This window comes from Curvibacter sp. EU05-FHT14A10, from assembly GCF_058791075.1.
Genome location: NZ_JBYTDE010000016.1, coordinates 59,030 through 75,524, shown reverse-complemented (window position 1 = coordinate 75,524; position 16,495 = coordinate 59,030). Strand labels below are relative to the sequence as shown.

13 protein-coding genes are annotated in these 16,495 nt (G+C 69.4%); 5 read left to right on the top strand and 8 right to left on the bottom strand.

The annotated features are described in order from the left end of the window. The first annotated feature begins 16 nt into the window (after positions 1-16). The 4 genes from kdpB to kdpE all read left to right on the top strand — a co-directional run bounded on the left by kdpB (position 17) and on the right by kdpE (position 6,271). Entirely contained in the window at positions 17-2,107 is a 2,091-nt protein-coding gene (gene kdpB / locus AC3WUT_RS24340) for a potassium-transporting ATPase subunit KdpB (protein WP_492349640.1), read from the top strand. Between the two features lie 42 nt (positions 2,108-2,149). Beyond that, positions 2,150-2,722, top strand: a complete 573-nt coding sequence (kdpC, locus tag AC3WUT_RS24335) for a potassium-transporting ATPase subunit KdpC (RefSeq protein ID WP_492349710.1) — start codon at positions 2,150-2,152, stop codon at positions 2,720-2,722. A gap of 119 nt (positions 2,723-2,841) precedes the next feature. Next, positions 2,842-5,547, top strand: a complete 2,706-nt coding sequence (locus tag AC3WUT_RS24330; protein ID WP_492349639.1) for a DUF4118 domain-containing protein — start codon at positions 2,842-2,844, stop codon at positions 5,545-5,547. Positions 5,548-5,557: 10 nt separating this feature from the next. Further along, positions 5,558-6,271, top strand: a complete 714-nt coding sequence (gene kdpE, locus AC3WUT_RS24325) for a two-component system response regulator KdpE (RefSeq protein ID WP_492349638.1) — start codon at positions 5,558-5,560, stop codon at positions 6,269-6,271. A 14-nt stretch (positions 6,272-6,285) separates the two neighbouring features. Here kdpE and AC3WUT_RS24320 read toward each other — a convergent pair whose 3' ends face one another. The 7 genes from AC3WUT_RS24320 to AC3WUT_RS24290 form a co-directional block, all read right to left on the bottom strand. After that, complete coding sequence (locus AC3WUT_RS24320; RefSeq protein WP_492349637.1) at positions 6,286-7,095, bottom strand: enoyl-CoA hydratase-related protein; 810 nt, start codon at positions 7,093-7,095, stop codon at positions 6,286-6,288. Positions 7,096-7,123: 28 nt separating this feature from the next. Next, complete coding sequence (locus tag AC3WUT_RS24315; protein WP_492349636.1) at positions 7,124-8,098, bottom strand: branched-chain amino acid ABC transporter permease; 975 nt, start codon at positions 8,096-8,098, stop codon at positions 7,124-7,126. 38 nt (positions 8,099-8,136) lie between these two features. Beyond that, positions 8,137-9,009, bottom strand: coding sequence for a branched-chain amino acid ABC transporter permease (locus tag AC3WUT_RS24310; RefSeq protein ID WP_492349635.1), 873 nt, complete (start codon positions 9,007-9,009; stop codon positions 8,137-8,139). Positions 9,010-9,022: 13 nt separating this feature from the next. Further along, positions 9,023-9,772, bottom strand: a complete 750-nt coding sequence (locus tag AC3WUT_RS24305) for an ABC transporter ATP-binding protein (RefSeq protein ID WP_492349634.1) — start codon at positions 9,770-9,772, stop codon at positions 9,023-9,025. After that, the gene (locus AC3WUT_RS24300; RefSeq protein ID WP_492349633.1) at positions 9,769-10,569 is read right to left on the bottom strand and encodes an ABC transporter ATP-binding protein; all 801 of its coding nucleotides are present in this window, start codon (positions 10,567-10,569) and stop codon (positions 9,769-9,771) included. The genes AC3WUT_RS24305 and AC3WUT_RS24300 overlap by 4 nt, the downstream gene beginning before the upstream one ends. Before the next feature lie 7 nt (positions 10,570-10,576). Next, the gene (locus AC3WUT_RS24295) at positions 10,577-11,767 is read right to left on the bottom strand and encodes an acetyl-CoA C-acetyltransferase (protein WP_492349632.1); all 1,191 of its coding nucleotides are present in this window, start codon (positions 11,765-11,767) and stop codon (positions 10,577-10,579) included. Between the two features lie 102 nt (positions 11,768-11,869). Continuing rightward, complete coding sequence (locus AC3WUT_RS24290; protein ID WP_492349631.1) at positions 11,870-12,652, bottom strand: SDR family NAD(P)-dependent oxidoreductase; 783 nt, start codon at positions 12,650-12,652, stop codon at positions 11,870-11,872. 185 nt (positions 12,653-12,837) lie between these two features. Between AC3WUT_RS24290 and AC3WUT_RS24285 the strand changes: the two genes are divergently transcribed. Further along, positions 12,838-15,555: a winged helix-turn-helix domain-containing protein gene (locus AC3WUT_RS24285; protein WP_492349630.1), complete on the top strand. Its 2,718-nt coding sequence runs from the start codon at positions 12,838-12,840 to the stop codon at positions 15,553-15,555. 16 nt (positions 15,556-15,571) lie between these two features. Here AC3WUT_RS24285 and AC3WUT_RS24280 read toward each other — a convergent pair whose 3' ends face one another. Beyond that, the gene (locus tag AC3WUT_RS24280) at positions 15,572-16,474 is read right to left on the bottom strand and encodes an SDR family oxidoreductase (RefSeq protein ID WP_492349629.1); all 903 of its coding nucleotides are present in this window, start codon (positions 16,472-16,474) and stop codon (positions 15,572-15,574) included. Positions 16,475-16,495 lie beyond the last annotated feature (21 nt).

The following is a 16,495-nucleotide window of genomic DNA, read 5'->3' as shown; positions in this document are numbered from 1 at the left end:
AGAAGGAACCAAAATCATGAGTCAATCCAACGGTTTCGCACTCTTCGACCCGGCGCTGGTCAAGCCCGCCATCGGGCAGGCCTTTGCCAAACTCAATCCGCGCGTGCAATGGCGCAACCCGGTGATGTTCGTGGTCTACGTGGGCAGCCTGTTCACCACCGTGCTGGGCCTGCAGGCCCTGGGCGGTCACGGTGAGGCCTCGCCCCTGTTCATCTTCAGCGTGGCAGTGTGGTTGTGGTTCACCGTGCTGTTCGCCAATTTCGCCGAAGCCCTGGCCGAGGGGCGCAGCAAGGCGCAGGCCGCCTCGCTGCGCAATATCCAGCAGACCGGCTGGGCCAAGAAGCTGCAGCACCCGCGGCATGGCAGCCCCTGGCTGCCGCTGGAGTCGCCGCTGCTGCGCAAGGGGGACGTGGTGCTGGTGGAAGCCGGTGATGTGATCCCGCTCGACGGTGAGGTGATCGAAGGCGTGGCCTCGGTGGACGAGTCGGCCATCACCGGCGAATCCGCCCCCGTGATCCGCGAATCGGGCGGCGACTTCTCGGCCGTCACAGGGGGCACCCGGGTGCTTTCCGACTGGCTGGTGGTGCGCATCGGCGTCAACCCGGGCGAAAGCTTCATCGACCGCATGATCAGCATGGTGGAAGGCGCCAAGCGCCAGAAGACCCCCAACGAGATCGCGCTCAACATCCTGCTGGCCGCGCTGACCATCGTGTTCCTGGTGGTCACCGTGACCCTGCTGCCGTACTCGGTGTTCAGCGTGCAGGCGGCGCAAAGCGGTGCTCCGGTCACCATGACCGCCCTGGTGGCACTGCTGGTGTGCCTGATCCCGACCACCATCGGCGGCTTGCTGAGCGCCATTGGCGTGGCCGGCATGAGCCGCATGATGCAGGCCAACGTGATCGCCACCTCGGGCCGTGCTGTCGAAGCGGCGGGCGACGTGGACGTGCTGATGCTCGACAAGACCGGCACCATCACCCATGGCAACCGGCAGGCCGCCACCCTGCTGCCCGGCATCGGCCACACCGAGGCCGCCCTGGCCCAGGTGGCCTGGCTGGCCTCGCAGGCTGACGAGACCCCCGAGGGCCGCAGCATCGTGACGCTGGCGGCGCAGAAGTTGAGTGCGCCGGCCCTGGAGCGCTTGCAGGTCGGCCTGGGCCAGGCCGAGGCCGTGCCCTTCACCGCGCAGACCCGCATGAGCGGCGTGGACCTGCCAGAAGGCAGCCACACCCGCGTGCTGCGCAAGGGAGCGGTGGACGCCGTGCGCCGCCACGTGGAAGCCCTGGGCGGGCGCATGCCACCCGAGCTGGTGCGCGCCGCCGAAGAAGTGGCCCGCCGCGGCAGCACGCCGCTGGTGGTGGCCGACGGCGCGGTGGCCGTGGGCGTGGTCGAGCTCAAGGACATCGTCAAGTCAGGCATCAAGGAACGCTTCGAGGCCCTGCGCCGCATGGGCATCAAGACCGTGATGATCACCGGCGACAACCCGCTCACGGCGGCCGCCATCGCCGCCGAGGCCGGGGTGGACGACTTCCTGGCCGAAGCCACCCCTGAAGCCAAGCTGGCGCTGATCCGGCAATACCAGCAACAAGGCCGGCTGGTGGCCATGACCGGCGACGGCACCAACGATGCGCCGGCCCTGGCCCAGGCCGATGTGGCCGTGGCCATGAACTCGGGCACCCAGGCCGCCAAAGAGGCCGCCAACATGGTCGACCTGGACTCCAACCCCACCAAGCTGCTGGAGGTGGTGGAGACGGGCAAGGCCCTGCTGATGACGCGCGGCTCGCTGACCACCTTCTCGATTGCCAACGATGTGGCCAAGTTCTTCGCCATCATCCCGGCCATCTTCGTGGTGACCTACCCGCAGCTGGGGGCGCTCAACATCATGGCCCTGGCCAGCCCCAGCTCGGCCATTCTGTCGGCGGTGATCTTCAACGCGCTGGTGATCGTGTTCCTGATCCCACTGGCCCTGAAAGGGGTGCGCTACCGCGCCATCGGCGCCGCCGCCCTGCTGCGCCGCAACCTGCTGATCTACGGCCTGGGCGGTCTGGTGGTGCCTTTTGCCGGCATCAAGCTGATCGACCTGCTCCTGGTGGCGCTGCACCTCGCCTGAACCTCATCCAACCCTGACACGAGAATCGCCATGTCTCATTCCATGCCTCCCCTGGTCCGACCCGCCCTGGTGTTTTTCATCGCCCTGAGCGTGTTCACCGGCGTGCTCTACCCCCTGGCCGTCACCGGCCTGGGTCAGGCCCTGTTCCCCGACCAGGCCAAGGGCAGCCTGCTGCTGCGCGAGGGCCGTCCCGTGGGCTCGCGCCTGATCGGGCAGAACTTCTCCGACCCGGCCCACTTCTGGGGCCGCCCCTCGGCCACCGGCCCCATGGCCTACAACGCCAGCGCCTCCAGCGGCGCCAACCAGGGCCCGCTCAACCCCGCCCTGACGGACGCGGTGAAGGCCCGCATCGCCGCCCTGCGCGAGGCCGACCCCGATCAGAAAAGTCCGGTTCCGGTGGACTTGGTGACGGCTTCGGCCAGCGGGCTGGACCCCCACATCAGCCCGGCGGCGGCGGCCTATCAGTTGCCCCGCGTGGCCAAGGCACGCCGCCTGGACCCGGCGCGATTGCAAGCCCTCATCGAACAGCACACCGAGCAACCCCTGCTGAGCGCCCTGGGCGAAGCCAGGGTCAATGTGCTGACCCTGAACCTGGCGCTGGACGCGCTGCACTGAGGGCACCATGCTGGAAGACCTCGCGATGGCCCTGCTGGCCCTGGCGGTGCTGGCCTTGCCCATGGCCTTGGCCTGGTGGCTGATCGGCCGGGCAAAATGAGCCCCCAAAGGAGTTCTGCTTGGCCTTAGACGCTGACGGTCGCCCCGACCCCGACCAATTGCTGGACCAGATCCGCGGTGCCGAGGTGCGCGCCACGCAAGGCCGGCTGCGCATCTATTTCGGTGCCAGCGCCGGCGTGGGCAAGACCTACGCCATGCTGAGCGCGGCCCAGCGCGAGCTGGCGGCCGGGCGCGATGTCGTGGTGGGCGTGATCGAGACCCATGGCCGCGGCGACACCGCGGCCCAACTGGCTGGCCTGCCCAGCCTGCCCCTGAAAGAAGTGCCTTACCGCGGTCGCGTGCTGGGCGAGTTCGACCTCGACGCCGCGCTGGCCCGCCGGCCCCAGATCCTGCTGGTGGATGAACTGGCCCACGCCAATGTGGAAGGCAGCCGCCACCCCAAACGCTGGCAGGACGTGAACGAGCTGCTGGAGGCCGGCATCGAGGTCTGGACCGCGCTCAATGTGCAGCACCTGGAAAGCCTCAATGGCACGGTGGGCGCCATCACCGGCGTGCGCGTGCACGAGACCGTGCCCGACACCGTGCTGGACCGGGCCGACGAGATCATCCTGGTCGACGTCACGCCCGACGAGCTGCTGACGCGCCTGAAGGCCGGCAAGGTCTACCTGCCCCAACAGGCCGAGCGGGCGGCACAGAACTTTTTTCGCAAAGGCAACCTGATCGCGCTGCGCGAGATCGCCCTGCGCCGCACGGCCGAGCGGGTGGAAGACGATGTGCGTCACTACCGGGTGCAGCAGTCGCAGGGGCCCCAGCCCGTGTGGAACACCTCGGGTTCGCTGCTGGTGGGCGTGGACGAGCTGGAGGGCGCCGAGCAGACCGTGCGCGCCGCGGCCCGGCTGGCCGGGCAGCTCAACGCGCGCTGGCTGGCCACCTATGTCGAGACGCCGCGCCTGCAGCGCCTGCCCTCGGCCGAGCGCGACCGCATCCTGGCCGTGCTCAAGCTGGCCGAAGAGATGGGGGCCATCACCTCGGTGCTGGCCGGCGACGACATCGCGGCCGAGCTGCTCAAGCTGGCGCGCCAGCAGAACTGCGCCACCCTGGTGCTGGGCCGGCCGCGCCGCCGCCCGCGCTGGCGCGCCCCGCTGGCACGCCGCGTGGCCGACGCCGCCCCCGAGCTGGACCTGGTGGAAGTGGGCCGCAGCCCGGCCTCGCGCCGCCTGCCCAGCGCCCTGCCGCGTGAACTGGAGGACGAGACCCCGGCCGGGCTGCCGCGCCGCTGGCTGCGCTACGCCACGGCGCTGGCGGTGTCGGTGCTCACCGCGGTGCTGGCCACGCCCCTGATCGGCTGGTTTGACCTGGCCAACATCGTGATGCTGTTCCTGCTGGGCGTGGTGGGGGTGGCGGTCAAGCTGGGGCGCGGGCCGGCAGCGCTGTCGGCCGTGCTCAATGTGGCGGCCTTCGACTACTTCTTTGTGCCGCCGCGCTTTTCGTTTGCGGTCAGTGACGTGCAGTACCTGCTGACCTTTGCCGTGATGCTGGCCGTGGGCCTGCTGACCGGGCAGTTGACCGCCGGGCTGCGCTTTCAGGCGCGCATCACGGCCGGGCGCGAACGCCGGGCGCGCTCGCTGTTCGAGCTGACGCGCGAGCTGTCGTCGGCCCTGCAAAGCCAGCAGGTGGCCGACATCGGCGAGGCCGCGGTGCGGGCCAGTTTTGGCGGCCAGGTGCGGGTGCTGCTGAGCGATGCCGACGACCACCTGCCGGCACCGCCCGAGCTGCCACCAGGCTTTGACCTGGCCGTGGCCGACTGGGCCTTCCGCAACGGTCAGCCGGCCGGGCTGGCCACCAGCACGCTGTCGGCCAGCGCCTGGCATTACCTGCCGCTGAAAGCCCCGATGCGCATCCGTGGCGTGCTGGCCCTGCAGCCGGCACAGGCCCGCTGGCTGCTGATCCCCGAGCAGTTGCAGCAACTCGACACCCTGGCGCGCCAGATCGCCATCGCGCAAGAGCGGGTTCACTACGTCGAAGTGGCCCAACAGGCCCTGGTGCAGATGGAGTCCGAGAGCCTGCGCAGCGCCTTGCTGGCCTCGATCTCACACGATGTGCGCACCCCGCTCACCGCGCTGATCGGCCTGGCCGAATCCTTGCGGGCCTCGCGCCCCGCGCTGGATGCCGAGCAAAGTCGCATGGCCCAGGCGATCACCGACGAAGCCCGCCAGCTGCACACCCTGGTCAGCAACCTGCTGGACATGGCGCGGCTGCAAAGCGGAGCGGTGAAGCTGCGCAGCGACTGGCAATCGGTCGAAGAAGTGGTGGGGGCGGCCATCCGCCAGGCCGGCCCGGCCCTGGCGGGCCGCCCCGTGCAGGTGCAGCTGCCGGCCGAACTGCCGCTGGTGGAGTTTGACGCCACCCTGATCGAGCGGGTGCTGGTGAACCTGCTGGAGAACGCGGCCAAGTACGGCCAGCCACCGATCGAGATCCACGCCGGCACCGAGCCCCAGGCGCTGTGGGTCACGGTGCGTGACCATGGTCCCGGCCTGCCTGCGGCCATGCGCGGACGCGAGCACGCGCTGTTCGACCTCTTCACCCGGGGCGAGCGCGAGTCGGCCACCCCGGGCATGGGCCTGGGCCTGGCGATTGCCCGCGCCATCGTCGAGGCCCACCACGGCCAGATCACCGCCACCGATCTGTCGCAGCGCGGCGGCGGTGCAGAATTCACCCTGCGCCTGCCGCGCGCCACCCCGCCCGCCATCGACCCCACCGAATGACCTGATTGCCATGCCCAGCCCCACCGCCATCCTGATCGAGGACGAGCCGCAGATCCGCCGCTTCGTGCGCGCCGCGCTGGAGGCCGAGGGCTGGCTGGTGCACGAGGCCGAAGGCCTGCGCCGGGGCCTGATCGAGGCCGGCACGCGCAAGCCCGATCTGATCGTGCTGGACCTGGGCCTGCCCGATGGCGACGGGCTGGAGCTGATCCGCGATGTGCGCGGCTGGAGCCAGGTGCCCATCGTGGTGCTGTCGGCGCGCAGCGACGAGGCCGACAAGATTGCGGCGCTGGATGCTGGTGCCGACGACTACCTGGCCAAGCCCTTCGGCGTGGGTGAGCTGATGGCCCGGGTGCGTGCCAACCTGCGCCGCCCCCGCGGCCTGCCGCCCGAGGCCGGCCAGCCCGGCGAGGCCAGCGATCCGGTGTTCCGCTTCGGCGGCGTGGAAATCGACCGGGTGGCCCGGCTGGTGCGGCGCGATGGCCAGCTGGTGCACCTGACCCCGATCGAGTACCGGCTGCTGTCGGTGCTGGTCACCCATGCGGGCCGCGTGCTCACCCACCGGCAACTGCTGCGCGAGGTATGGGGGGCCTCGCACACCGAGCAAAGCCACTACCTGCGCATCTACATGGGTCACCTGCGGCAAAAGCTCGAACAAGACCCGGCCCAGCCGCGCCACCTGCTGACCGAGACCGCCGTGGGCTACCGGCTTCAGGTCGAGGGCTGAGGCTCTCGGGGCCCTCAGCGGCGCGGGGCAAACACCGGCTCGCGCTTGGCCAGGAAGGCCTGAACACCCTCGGCGAATTCTGGCCGGTCGATCAACTCGCGCTGGCGCTCGGCCTCGTGGCGCATCTGCTCGTTCAGGCTGTGGCTGGCGGCGTGCTCGTACACACTGCGGATCTCGCGTGCGGCATGGGCTGGCAGGCGGGCCAGGCGCTGCGCCAGGGCCAGCGCCTGTTCGCCCAGGTCGGTATCGTCCACACAGGCCCAGGCCAGGCCCCATTGAGCGGCCTGCTCGCCCGACAGGCGTTCGCCCAGCAGCGACAGGGCCACCGCCCGCGAGCGGCCCAGCAGGCGCTCCAGAAACCAGGTGCAGCCCAGATCGGGCACGATGCCCAGCCGCGGCATGAAGGGCAGGTAGAAATAGGCCGAACGCGCCACCAGCACCACATCGGCCGCCAGCGCCAGGCCCACCCCGGCCCCCGCGCAGGGGCCGTTGACAGCGCTCAGCACCGGGAAGGGCATGCTGCGCAGGTCTTCGATCAGTCGGTTGGACAGCGCCTCCATGGCGGCGGCGGTCTGCTCGCCCAGGCTCTGGCCGGCAGGCGCCGCCTGCATACTGCCCAGATCGGCGCCCACACAAAAGCCCTTGCCTGCCCCGGTGAGCACCAGGGCCCGCACGCTGCGGTCGTCGGCCAGGCGGGCCAGGTGCTCGCGCAGCGCCAACTGCAGGGGCAAGGCCAGCGGGTTCAGCCGCTGGGGCAAGTTCAGCCGCAGCAGGGCCACTGCGCCGTGGCGTTCTTCGAGCACGGGATCAGGGTCGGTGTTCATGGAGTCTCCTTTGCATCGCTCGGCGTCATCAAGGCTTGCGCTGCATCAGCGCCTGGAGTCGGCGCAGACCGCCGACCACGCCACCTGGCAGCACGAACATCAGCAGGATCAGCACCACGCCGTACACCGCCCAGGGTGCGGCCTTGGAGACCTTCTCGGCCAGGTTGGGCACAAACAGGATGAACAGCGCGCCGTACAAAGCCCCCCAGAGGGTGCCCACGCCGCCGACCACGATGCCCACCAGCAGGGAGATCGACAGGAACAGCGAGAACGAATCGGGCGACACAAACTGCACGGCAATCGCGGACAGGGCCCCGCCCACCCCGGTGTAGGCGGCCGACACCGCAAAGGCCGTGGCCTTGCAATGGCTGCGGTCCACCCCCATGGCCTCGGCCGCCATGGCGTGGTCGCGGATGGCGCGCCAGGCGCGCCCCCAGCTGCCCCGCAGCAGGTTGTGGGCCAGCCAGAACAGCAGCAGGGCCACCGCGAGCGCAAACAGGTACAGCCACTGGTCCGGGTCCAGGGGCAGGCCGAAGGGGGCGTCGGGCTTCATCAGCACCAGGCCCTGGGCGCCGCCGGTCCAGGCCTCGAGGTGCTTGTACTTGAGCAACTGGGGCATGGCCAGGCCCAGCGCAAATGTGGCCAGGGCCAAGTACAACCCTTCGAGCTTGAGCGCGGGGCGCCCGAACAGGTAGCCGGCCCCGCCGCAAACACAGAAGGCCGCCGGCACGGTGGCCCAGTACGGCAGGCCTGCGTGCTCCATCAGCGCACCGGCAGCATAGGCCCCGAGCGCAAAGAAGGCCCCATGGCCGAGCGAGATCTGGCCGTTGTAGCCGGTGAGGATGTTCAGGCCCAGCAAGGCCATGGCATACGACAGCACCAGGGTGGCCTGGAACAACTGGTAGCCCTTGAGCACCCAGAGCAGGCTCAGGGCCAGCGCCAAGGCGGCCAGCCACAGCCCGCGTGAGCGCAGAAAACCGGAGGGGCTGGGCGCATTCAGCATGAGGGTCTTTCAGGGTCGGGGATTCAGTCTGCGGGGGGTCAGACCCGGGTGACCACACGGCGCCCCAGCAAGCCCTGGGGGCGCACGATGAGCACGCCGATGATCAGGGCCAGGGCGACTGATAGCTTGAGTTCGGTTCCCACCACGTAGGTGCCGATCAGGTTCTCGAGCACGCCAACGATGAAGCCCCCCAGCACGGCGCCCACGGGGTTGTCGATGCCCCCGATCAGGGCGCCCGCGAAGGCATACAGCAGCACGCCGGTCATCATGTTCGGGTCGAGGAACACCACGGGCGCCACCATCATGCCGGCGACGGCACCGATGGCGCCGGCCAGGCCCCAGCCCAGCATCAGCATGCGCCCCACCGAGATGCCCACCAGGCGCGACGACACCGGGTTCTGCGCCGCAGCGCGCAGCGCCAGCCCCACACGGGTGAAGCGGAACAGGCTGAACAGCAAGGCCACCATCAGCAGGGCCACCACGATGGCACCCACCTCGTGCGCCGACATCAGGGTCGAGCCGTACCAGGCGTCGCGCGGGAACGGGCTCGGAAAAGGCTTGATGGTGTAGCCAAACGACCAGCCCGCCAGGCTATGGAAGATCACCAGCAGGCCGATGAAGACCACCACCACCGACAGCTCAGGCGCCCGGTGCATGGGCCGGATGACCACGAACTCGACCGCCGCAGCCACAACAAACGACAGCAGCACCGTGAGGGCGAAGGCGCCCCAGTACGGCAGGCCCGCATCGATCAGCGCCCAGGCCACGAAGGTGGAGAACATGGCCATTTCGCCCTGGGCGAAATTGATGTGATGGGTGGCTTGGTAGATCATCACCAGGGCCAGTGCCACGCTGGCGTAGATGCCCCCGGTGGCCAGGCCGGCCAGCATCTGGTGCAGAAACTCGTTCATGGGTTTCCTCGCTTCATTCGCCCAGGTAGGCCCGCTGCACGGCCGGGTTGCTGCGCAGCTCGGCCGCCGTGCCCGACAGCACCACGCGGCCGGTCTCCAGGAGGTAGGCCTGGTGCGCCAGGGCCAGGGCCAGGCGTGCGTTCTGCTCGACCAGCAGGATGGTCACGCCCTCTTCCTGGTTGATGCGCCGCATGATCGAAAAGATGTCTTTCACCACCAGCGGCGCCAGGCCGAACGAGGGCTCGTCAAGCAACAGCAGGCGCGGGCGACCCATCAGCGCACGGCCGATGGCCAGCATCTGCTGCTCGCCCCCCGACAGGGTGCCCGCCTGTTGACGTGCCCGCTCACGCAGGCGCGGAAAGTAGGCATAGATGCGTTCCATGTCGGCCTCTGCGCCTTGCTGGCTGGCACGGGCATGGCTGCCCAGGCGCAGGTTCTCTTCGGTGCTCAGGCCCAGGAACGTGCCTCGCCCGTCGGGCACATGGCCCACGCCCAGGCGAGCGATCTGCTCGGTGCTGCAGGCCTCGATGGCCTGGCCACCCAGCGCCACCCGCCCCGAGGTCTGCACCGACAGGCGACACAAGGCCCGCAGGGTGGTGGTCTTGCCTGCGCCGTTGGCGCCCAGCAGCGCGGTCACCTGGCCCTGTGGCAGGTCCAGGTCCAGGCCGTGCAGCACCGGGGTGTTGCCATAGCGGGCGTGCAGGCCGCGCACCTGCAACAAGGGGGTCTCGGCGCCGGCGGGGGCGAGGGCTCGGGGTGTCATGCGGCCTCCTGCCGGGGGTCTTCGAGTTCGTCGCCCAGGTAGGCGCGGATCACCTCGGGGTGCTGACGCACTTCGGCCGGTCGGCCTTCGGCAATCTTGCGGCCGAAGTTCAGCGCCACCACCCGGTCGGACAGACCCATCACCAGGCCCATGTGGTGCTCGACCAGCAGCACGGTCACGCCCAGACGGTTGCGAATGTCGCGGATCAAGTCGCCCAGGCCCTGCAGCTCTTCGTGGTTGAGGCCGCAGGCCGGCTCATCCAGCAGCAGCAATTGAGGCTCGGCCGCCAGGGCGCGCGCCAGCTCAACGCGCTTTTGGGTGCCAAAGGGCAGGTCGGCCACGGTGCGGTCGGCGTCGGCCCCCAGTTGCACGAAATCGATCAGTTGCTGGGCCCGCTCATGCGCCCGCGACTCCAGTGCCGCCACCCCGGGCCAGCGCAGGGCGTTGCGCCACAGACCCGCGTGGTGTCGGCTGTGACAGCCCAGCAGCACGTTGTCGCGCACGGTCATGCTGCGAAACAGGGCCAGGTTCTGAAAGGTGCGCCCGATACCCAGGCGCACCATGCGGTGCCGCGGCAAGCGGCTGAGGTCCTGCCCCTCGAAGCAGATGCGCCCGGCGCTGCATTCATACAGGCGCGACAGGCAATTGAACAAGGTGCTCTTGCCGGCACCGTTGGGGCCGATCAGGGCGCAGATTTCGCCGCGCCGCACCTCGAAGGACACGCCATCCAGGGCCACGATGCCGCCGAAGCGCACCGTGACCTCTTCGACAGACAGCAGGGGCTGGCCGGTGCTCATGCCGGGCTCAGAGCCGTTCGATGATCGTGACATTGGCCATGCCACCCCCCTCGCACATGGTCTGCAGGCCATAGCGCCCGCCGCGCCGCCGCAGGGCATGGATCAGGGTGCTCATGAGCTTGGTGCCCGAGGCACCCAGCGGGTGGCCCAGCGCAATGGCCCCGCCGTGCACGTTCAGGCGTTCAGGGTCGGCCCCCAGCGCCTTCAGCCAGGCCAGAGGCACCGAGGCAAAGGCCTCGTTGACCTCGTACAGATCGATGTCGGCGATGTTCAGGCCAGCCTTGCGCAGGGCCCGCTCGGTGGCGGGGATCGGGGCTTCGAGCATGATCACCGGGTCGTGGCCCAGCACGCTCATGTGGTGCACGCGGGCCAGCGGGTTCAGGCCCAGCGCCTTGAGGCCCCGCTCATTGACCACCAGTGCGGCGGTGGCACCGTCGCACACCTGGCTGGCATTGGCGGCGCTGATCACCCCGCCCTCCTGCAGTAGCTTGACGCCCTGGATGCCGGCCAGCGTGGCATCAAAGCGGATGCCTTCGTCCACGCTGTGCAGGCTGCCGTCCTGGTCGCCACCCTGGTCGCCATCAGCCCGCCGCACGGGCACCGGCACGATCTCGTCGGCAAAGGCCCCGGCCTCGGTGGCCGCGATGGCGCGCTGGTGGCTCTGCAGAGCGAACTGGTCCAGCACGTCTTTGCGCAGGTTGTACTTGTGAGCCATCATCTCGGCGCCGGTGAACTGGCTGAACGCCACGTCGTGGTAACGGCGGTTCACGCTCTCGCTCTGGTAGAAGCCCAGCCCCGCCTTCTGCGCCAGGGCCGAGGGGCTGAACATGGGCACCCGGGTCATGGACTCGACGCCCCCGGCCAGCACGATGTCCTGCACGCCCGACATCACGGCCTGGGCGGCAAAGTGCAGCGCCTGCTGCGACGAGCCGCACTGCCGGTCGATCGAGGTGCCCGGCACCGCCTCGGGCAGGCGTGAGGCCAACACCGCATTGCGCGCCACGTTGGTGGACTGCTCACCCACCTGGCTGACGCAGCCCATGAACACGTCGTCCACCAGCGCCGGGTCCATGCCGGTGCGGTCGAGCACGGCATTGATCACCTGGGCCGCCAGCTCCACCGGGTGCCAGCCGGCGAGACGCCCACCCCGGCGCCCCCCGGCAGTGCGGACAGCGGCAACAACATAGGCTTCGGACATGGCGGGCTTCCTCAAAAACAGGGGATGGGATGGCTGGATTGTTCGCCCGCCCGACACGCCGGGGCGTCGTCGGAACAGACGATATTGAGGGGGGGGCAGGCCTCAGCGCGGCGCCATGCGGATGGCCCCGTCGAGGCGGATGCTTTCGCCGTTGAGGTAGCCGTTGAGGATCAGGCTTTCGGCCAGTTGGGCGTATTCGGCGGGTTGGCCCAGGCGCTTGGGGAAGGGCACCGAGGCGGCCAAGGCGGCCTTCACGTGCTCGGGCGCGCCTTGCAGCAAGGGAGTGTCGAAGATGCCGGGCAGGATGGTGTTGACGCGGATGCCCTCGTTCATGAGGTCACGCGCGATCGGCAAGGTCATGCCCACGATGCCCGCCTTGGAGGCGGTGTAGGCGGCCTGGCCCATCTGCCCGTCCTGCGCGGCCACCGAGGCGGTGTTGACGATGGCTCCCCGGTCACCGTCGGCCAGCGGCGCCAGGCTGAGCATGCCGGCGGCCGACTTGGCAATGCAGCGGAAGGTGCCCACCAGGTTGATCTGGATGATGCGGTCGAAATTGGCCAGCGGAAAGTGCCGGATCTCGCCCGTGGCCTTGTCGCGGCTGGCGGTCTTGACGGCATTGCCGGTGCCGGCGCAGTTGACCAGCACGCGCTCCTGGCCATGGGCAGCACGGGCCTTGGCAAAGCCGGCATCCACCTGCTCTTCAGAGGTCACGTCGACCTGGCAGAACACCCCACCGATCTCGCGGGCCAGCGCTTCGCCCTGGGCGGCATGGAGGTCGAACAGGGCGACTTTCACGCCATGGCTGGCCAGGCGCCGGGCGGTGGCTGCGCCCAGACCGGAGGCCCCTCCGGTGACGACGGCGGCAATGCTGGAATCGAGTTGCATAGTGGGGCTCCGGGACAAGCAGGGCGTAGGGGGTTGATGGAAGAGAAGTCTAGAAATCCGGGGGCACTGATGCATCGTCTGAAACGACGAAATGCCCCTGTCGCGGCTGACGGCACCGAGGTGACTCCCGCCGCTGGACTTGTGTCGCAGAATGCTCCACGCCCCCAGCCCACCCGAACCCCCTCATGGATGCCGCTCCCCTCGCCCCGCACCCCGAGCCCGCACCGCCGGCGCGCACTTTCGAGACCAAGCTGAACCCCCCCGCCCCCACGGCCACCCAAGTGGTACGCGAGGGCCTTTGTCAGCGGATCACCGAAGGCGCCGGCCAACTGGTGCTGGTGCGTGCCCCGGCGGGCTTTGGCAAGACCACGGCCATGGTGCAGGCCCAGGCCCGATTCGAGGCCCAGGGCGTGAGCACGGCCTGGCTCACGCTGGACCGATCGGACAACGATGTGTCGCGTTTTCTGGGCGGGCTGGACGAGGCGATCCAGCGCCTGGGGGCCGCAGCGGTCGGCACGGGTTCGAGGCTCGATGCGCTGCGTGCGCTGGCCTTGTTTGACGAGCCTTTTGCCCTGTTTCTGGACGACTTCGAGGCGGTACACGAACCCGCCGTGCTGGGCCTGGTGCGCGAGATCATCGAGCAGTTGCCGCGACGCGGTCACTTGGTGCTGGGCTCGCGCAGCCTGCCCGCCCTGGGGCTGGGGCGGCTGCGGGCGCGCGGCAAGTTGATCGAGGTGGATGCCGAGCGCCTGCGCTTCAGCCTGGACGACACGGCCGCCTTTCTGGCGCGCAGCCTGCCGCAAGGCCTGGGGGCCGATCTGCTGTACCGGCTGCACGAGAAGACCGAGGGCTGGATTGCCGCCCTCTGGCTGGCCTCGCTGGCGCTGGAACGACAAGGTCAGCATGCGCAGGCGGTGGAGCAGTTCGTGGCCCGCTTTTCGGGCTCGGACCGGGCCGTGGCTGATTACCTGGCCGAAGACGTGCTGCAGCAGCAGCCGCCCGATGTGCGTAACTTTTTACTGCGCAGCAGCATCCTGCGCCAGTTGGATGCCGAAGTGTGCGCCGCCCTGATGCCGCGCGCCGACTGCCAACGCCTGCTGACCCGCCTGGATGAGGCCCACCTGTTTCTGACCCCCGTGTCCAGTGAGCAGCGCACTTGGCGTTACCACAGCCTGTTTGCCGATTACCTGCGCAAGGAGCTGCAGCGTGAGTGGCCCGACGAGGTGGCCCGGCTGCACCTGGCGGCGGCGGGCTGGTACGAGGCCCAGGGCCGCCCCGTGCCCGCCATTGACCACGCCATCGAGGGTGGCGACCACCCGCTGGCGCTGAATCTGCTGGACCTGCACGCCGAGTCGTTTCTGCGGGCCGGGCGCATGCGTTTGCTGGCACGCTGGTTTGCCGCCGTGCCCGCGCCCCTGCTGCACCAGCGCCCGGCGTTGGAGATGGTGGCCCTGTGGGCCACCTGCTTCACCCGCGGGCCCTGGGCTGCGGGCGAAGAATTGGAACAGGCCCTGCAGCGCCACCCGGACGACCCCCTGGTGCAGGCCCAGGCCGCCTGCATGCGACCGATGCTGCTGGCCATGCAGGATCAGAGTGAACAGGCCCTGGAAATCGGCCGTGAAAGCCTGAAGCGCCTGCCCACCGGCCTGCCCTTTGCCGACAGCACCCTGCTCAATGCGATGGCCCACATCCTGTCGGTGATGGGCGACCCGGGCGAGGCCCAGCAACTGCTGGATGCGGCGCGACGCGAGCAGGGCAGCTCCAGCACCTTCCACCGCATGTACACCGAATCAACCGAAGGCCTCATGGACCTGCAGCAGGGCCGGCTGCGCCAGGCCACGGCGCGTTTCCGACTGGCCGTGGATGCCACCCACGCCGTGAACTACAACCACACCCACGGCAATGCCTGGGCCGGCGTGTTTTACGCCTGCGCGGTGTACGAGACCAATCAGTTGGACCAGGCCGATCACCTGCTCAATGTGTACCTGCCACTGGCACGCGATGTGGGCCTGCCCGACCACATGATCCTGAGCCATGCGATGCGCTCGCGCATCGCCTTCGTGAGCGGCGACGTGGACGCGGCCTCGCTGGCCCTGACCGAGCTGGAGTACCTGGGCCACCAACGCAAACTGCCCAGGGTGGTGGTGGGCGCCAAGCTGGAGCGCGCCCGACTGCTGCTGAGGCAAGGCAACACGGCGGCCGCACGTGACGAGTTGCACCGGGCCGAAGACCCCACCGTGTGGGCCCGCGAAGAGCGGCTGCGCCTGCTGGCGCACGACATCGAGTACCTGGGCCTGGCGCGGCTGCGCTGGCAGATCGCGGCAGGCCAGGCCGGTGAGGCATTGCCGACCCTGGAGCGCGAGATCTCGGCGGCCCAGGCCGTGGCCCGCAACCGCCGGGTGCTGAGCCTGCGCGTGCTGCGCAGCTTGGCCCTGGCCCGCAGCGGCGACGCCCCGGCCGCGGTGGCCCAGATCGGCCAGGTGCTGCAACAAGCCAGTGCCGAGGGCTTCATGCGCCTGATCCTGGACGAGGGCCCCGCCGTGGGCCCCCTGGTTCAGCGCTACCAGGCGCTGCACGACAGCGGCACGGTGCGCGATCCGATTCTGGGCGACTACCTGCAACGCCTGCTGCAGGCCTTTGGCCCCCAGCCCAGCGAGACCGACAGCACCCCAGAGCACCCGGACACCCCTGCGCGCGACCTGGTGGAGCCGCTCACCCGCAAGGAACTGCACGTGCTGCAACTGCTGGTGGAGGGCTACTCGAACAGCGCCATGGCCGAGAAGCTGTTCGTGTCCGACAGTACGGTGCGCACCCACCTGCGCAGCATCAATGCCAAGCTGGGGGCGCACAGCCGCACGCAGGCGGTGGCCTTGGCGCGGCGCCTCAAGCTGATCCCACCCTGAGTGGCCTTGGCGGCACTCAAGCCGAATCTTCAGGCTGGCGCTGGCGTCGGTCTTCGGCGTTGCGCTGCTGGATGTTGCGGCGCGCCTGCTCCCAGTCATCGTCAGTCCAACTGGCCATGCGGGCAAAGTTGCCGCCGGTGGCCTGGAACTGGGCGCCGTCGATGGCAATCGTCTGCCCCGTCAGGTACTCAGACCCCGGGCCCAGCAAGAAGACCGCCAGATTGGCCAGCTCGGGCATGCGGCCGGTGCGGCCCATGGGATTGCCCACCGCCTGGTGCTCGCCGCCCTGGGGGTTGAGCCTGGCGCTCATGCCTTCGGTGGGGAACAGGCCTGGCGCGATGGCGTTGAAGCGGATGCCGCGCCCGCCCCACTCCACCGCCAGCGATTGGGTCATGGCATGTATCCCGGCCTTGGCCATGGCCGAGGGCACGGTGTAGGGCGATCCGTTCCAGACCCAGGTGGTGAGGATGGACAGCACCGAAGCCTTCTGCCCTGCCGCCAGCCAGCGTTTGCCGCACTCCAGCGTGAGCACGAAGCTGCCGCGGAACACGATGCTGGCAATGGCATCGAAGGCGCGCGGGGACAGGTCTTCGGTGCGGCTGACGAAGTTGCCTGCCGCGTTGTTGAGCAGCCCGGTGAGCGCGCCGCCGTCATCCCAGATCTGCTGCACCATGGCCGCGATGGCCGCCTCGTCACGGATGTCGCACACCAGGGGCACGACACGGCCTCCGTGGGCCGCCATCAACTCGTGGGCCGTGGCTTCCAGTACGCTGCCGCGGCGCCCGCAGAGGTAGAGCTCGGCGCCCAGGATCAGCAGCGCCTCGGCCATGACGCGGCCCAGGCCGGTGCCGCCACCGCTGACGAGAATGCGTTGGCCGGCCATGAGGCCAGGTTGGTAGATCAGGTCGTCCAGGGTCATGAGCAGGCTCCGAGGGTTGGC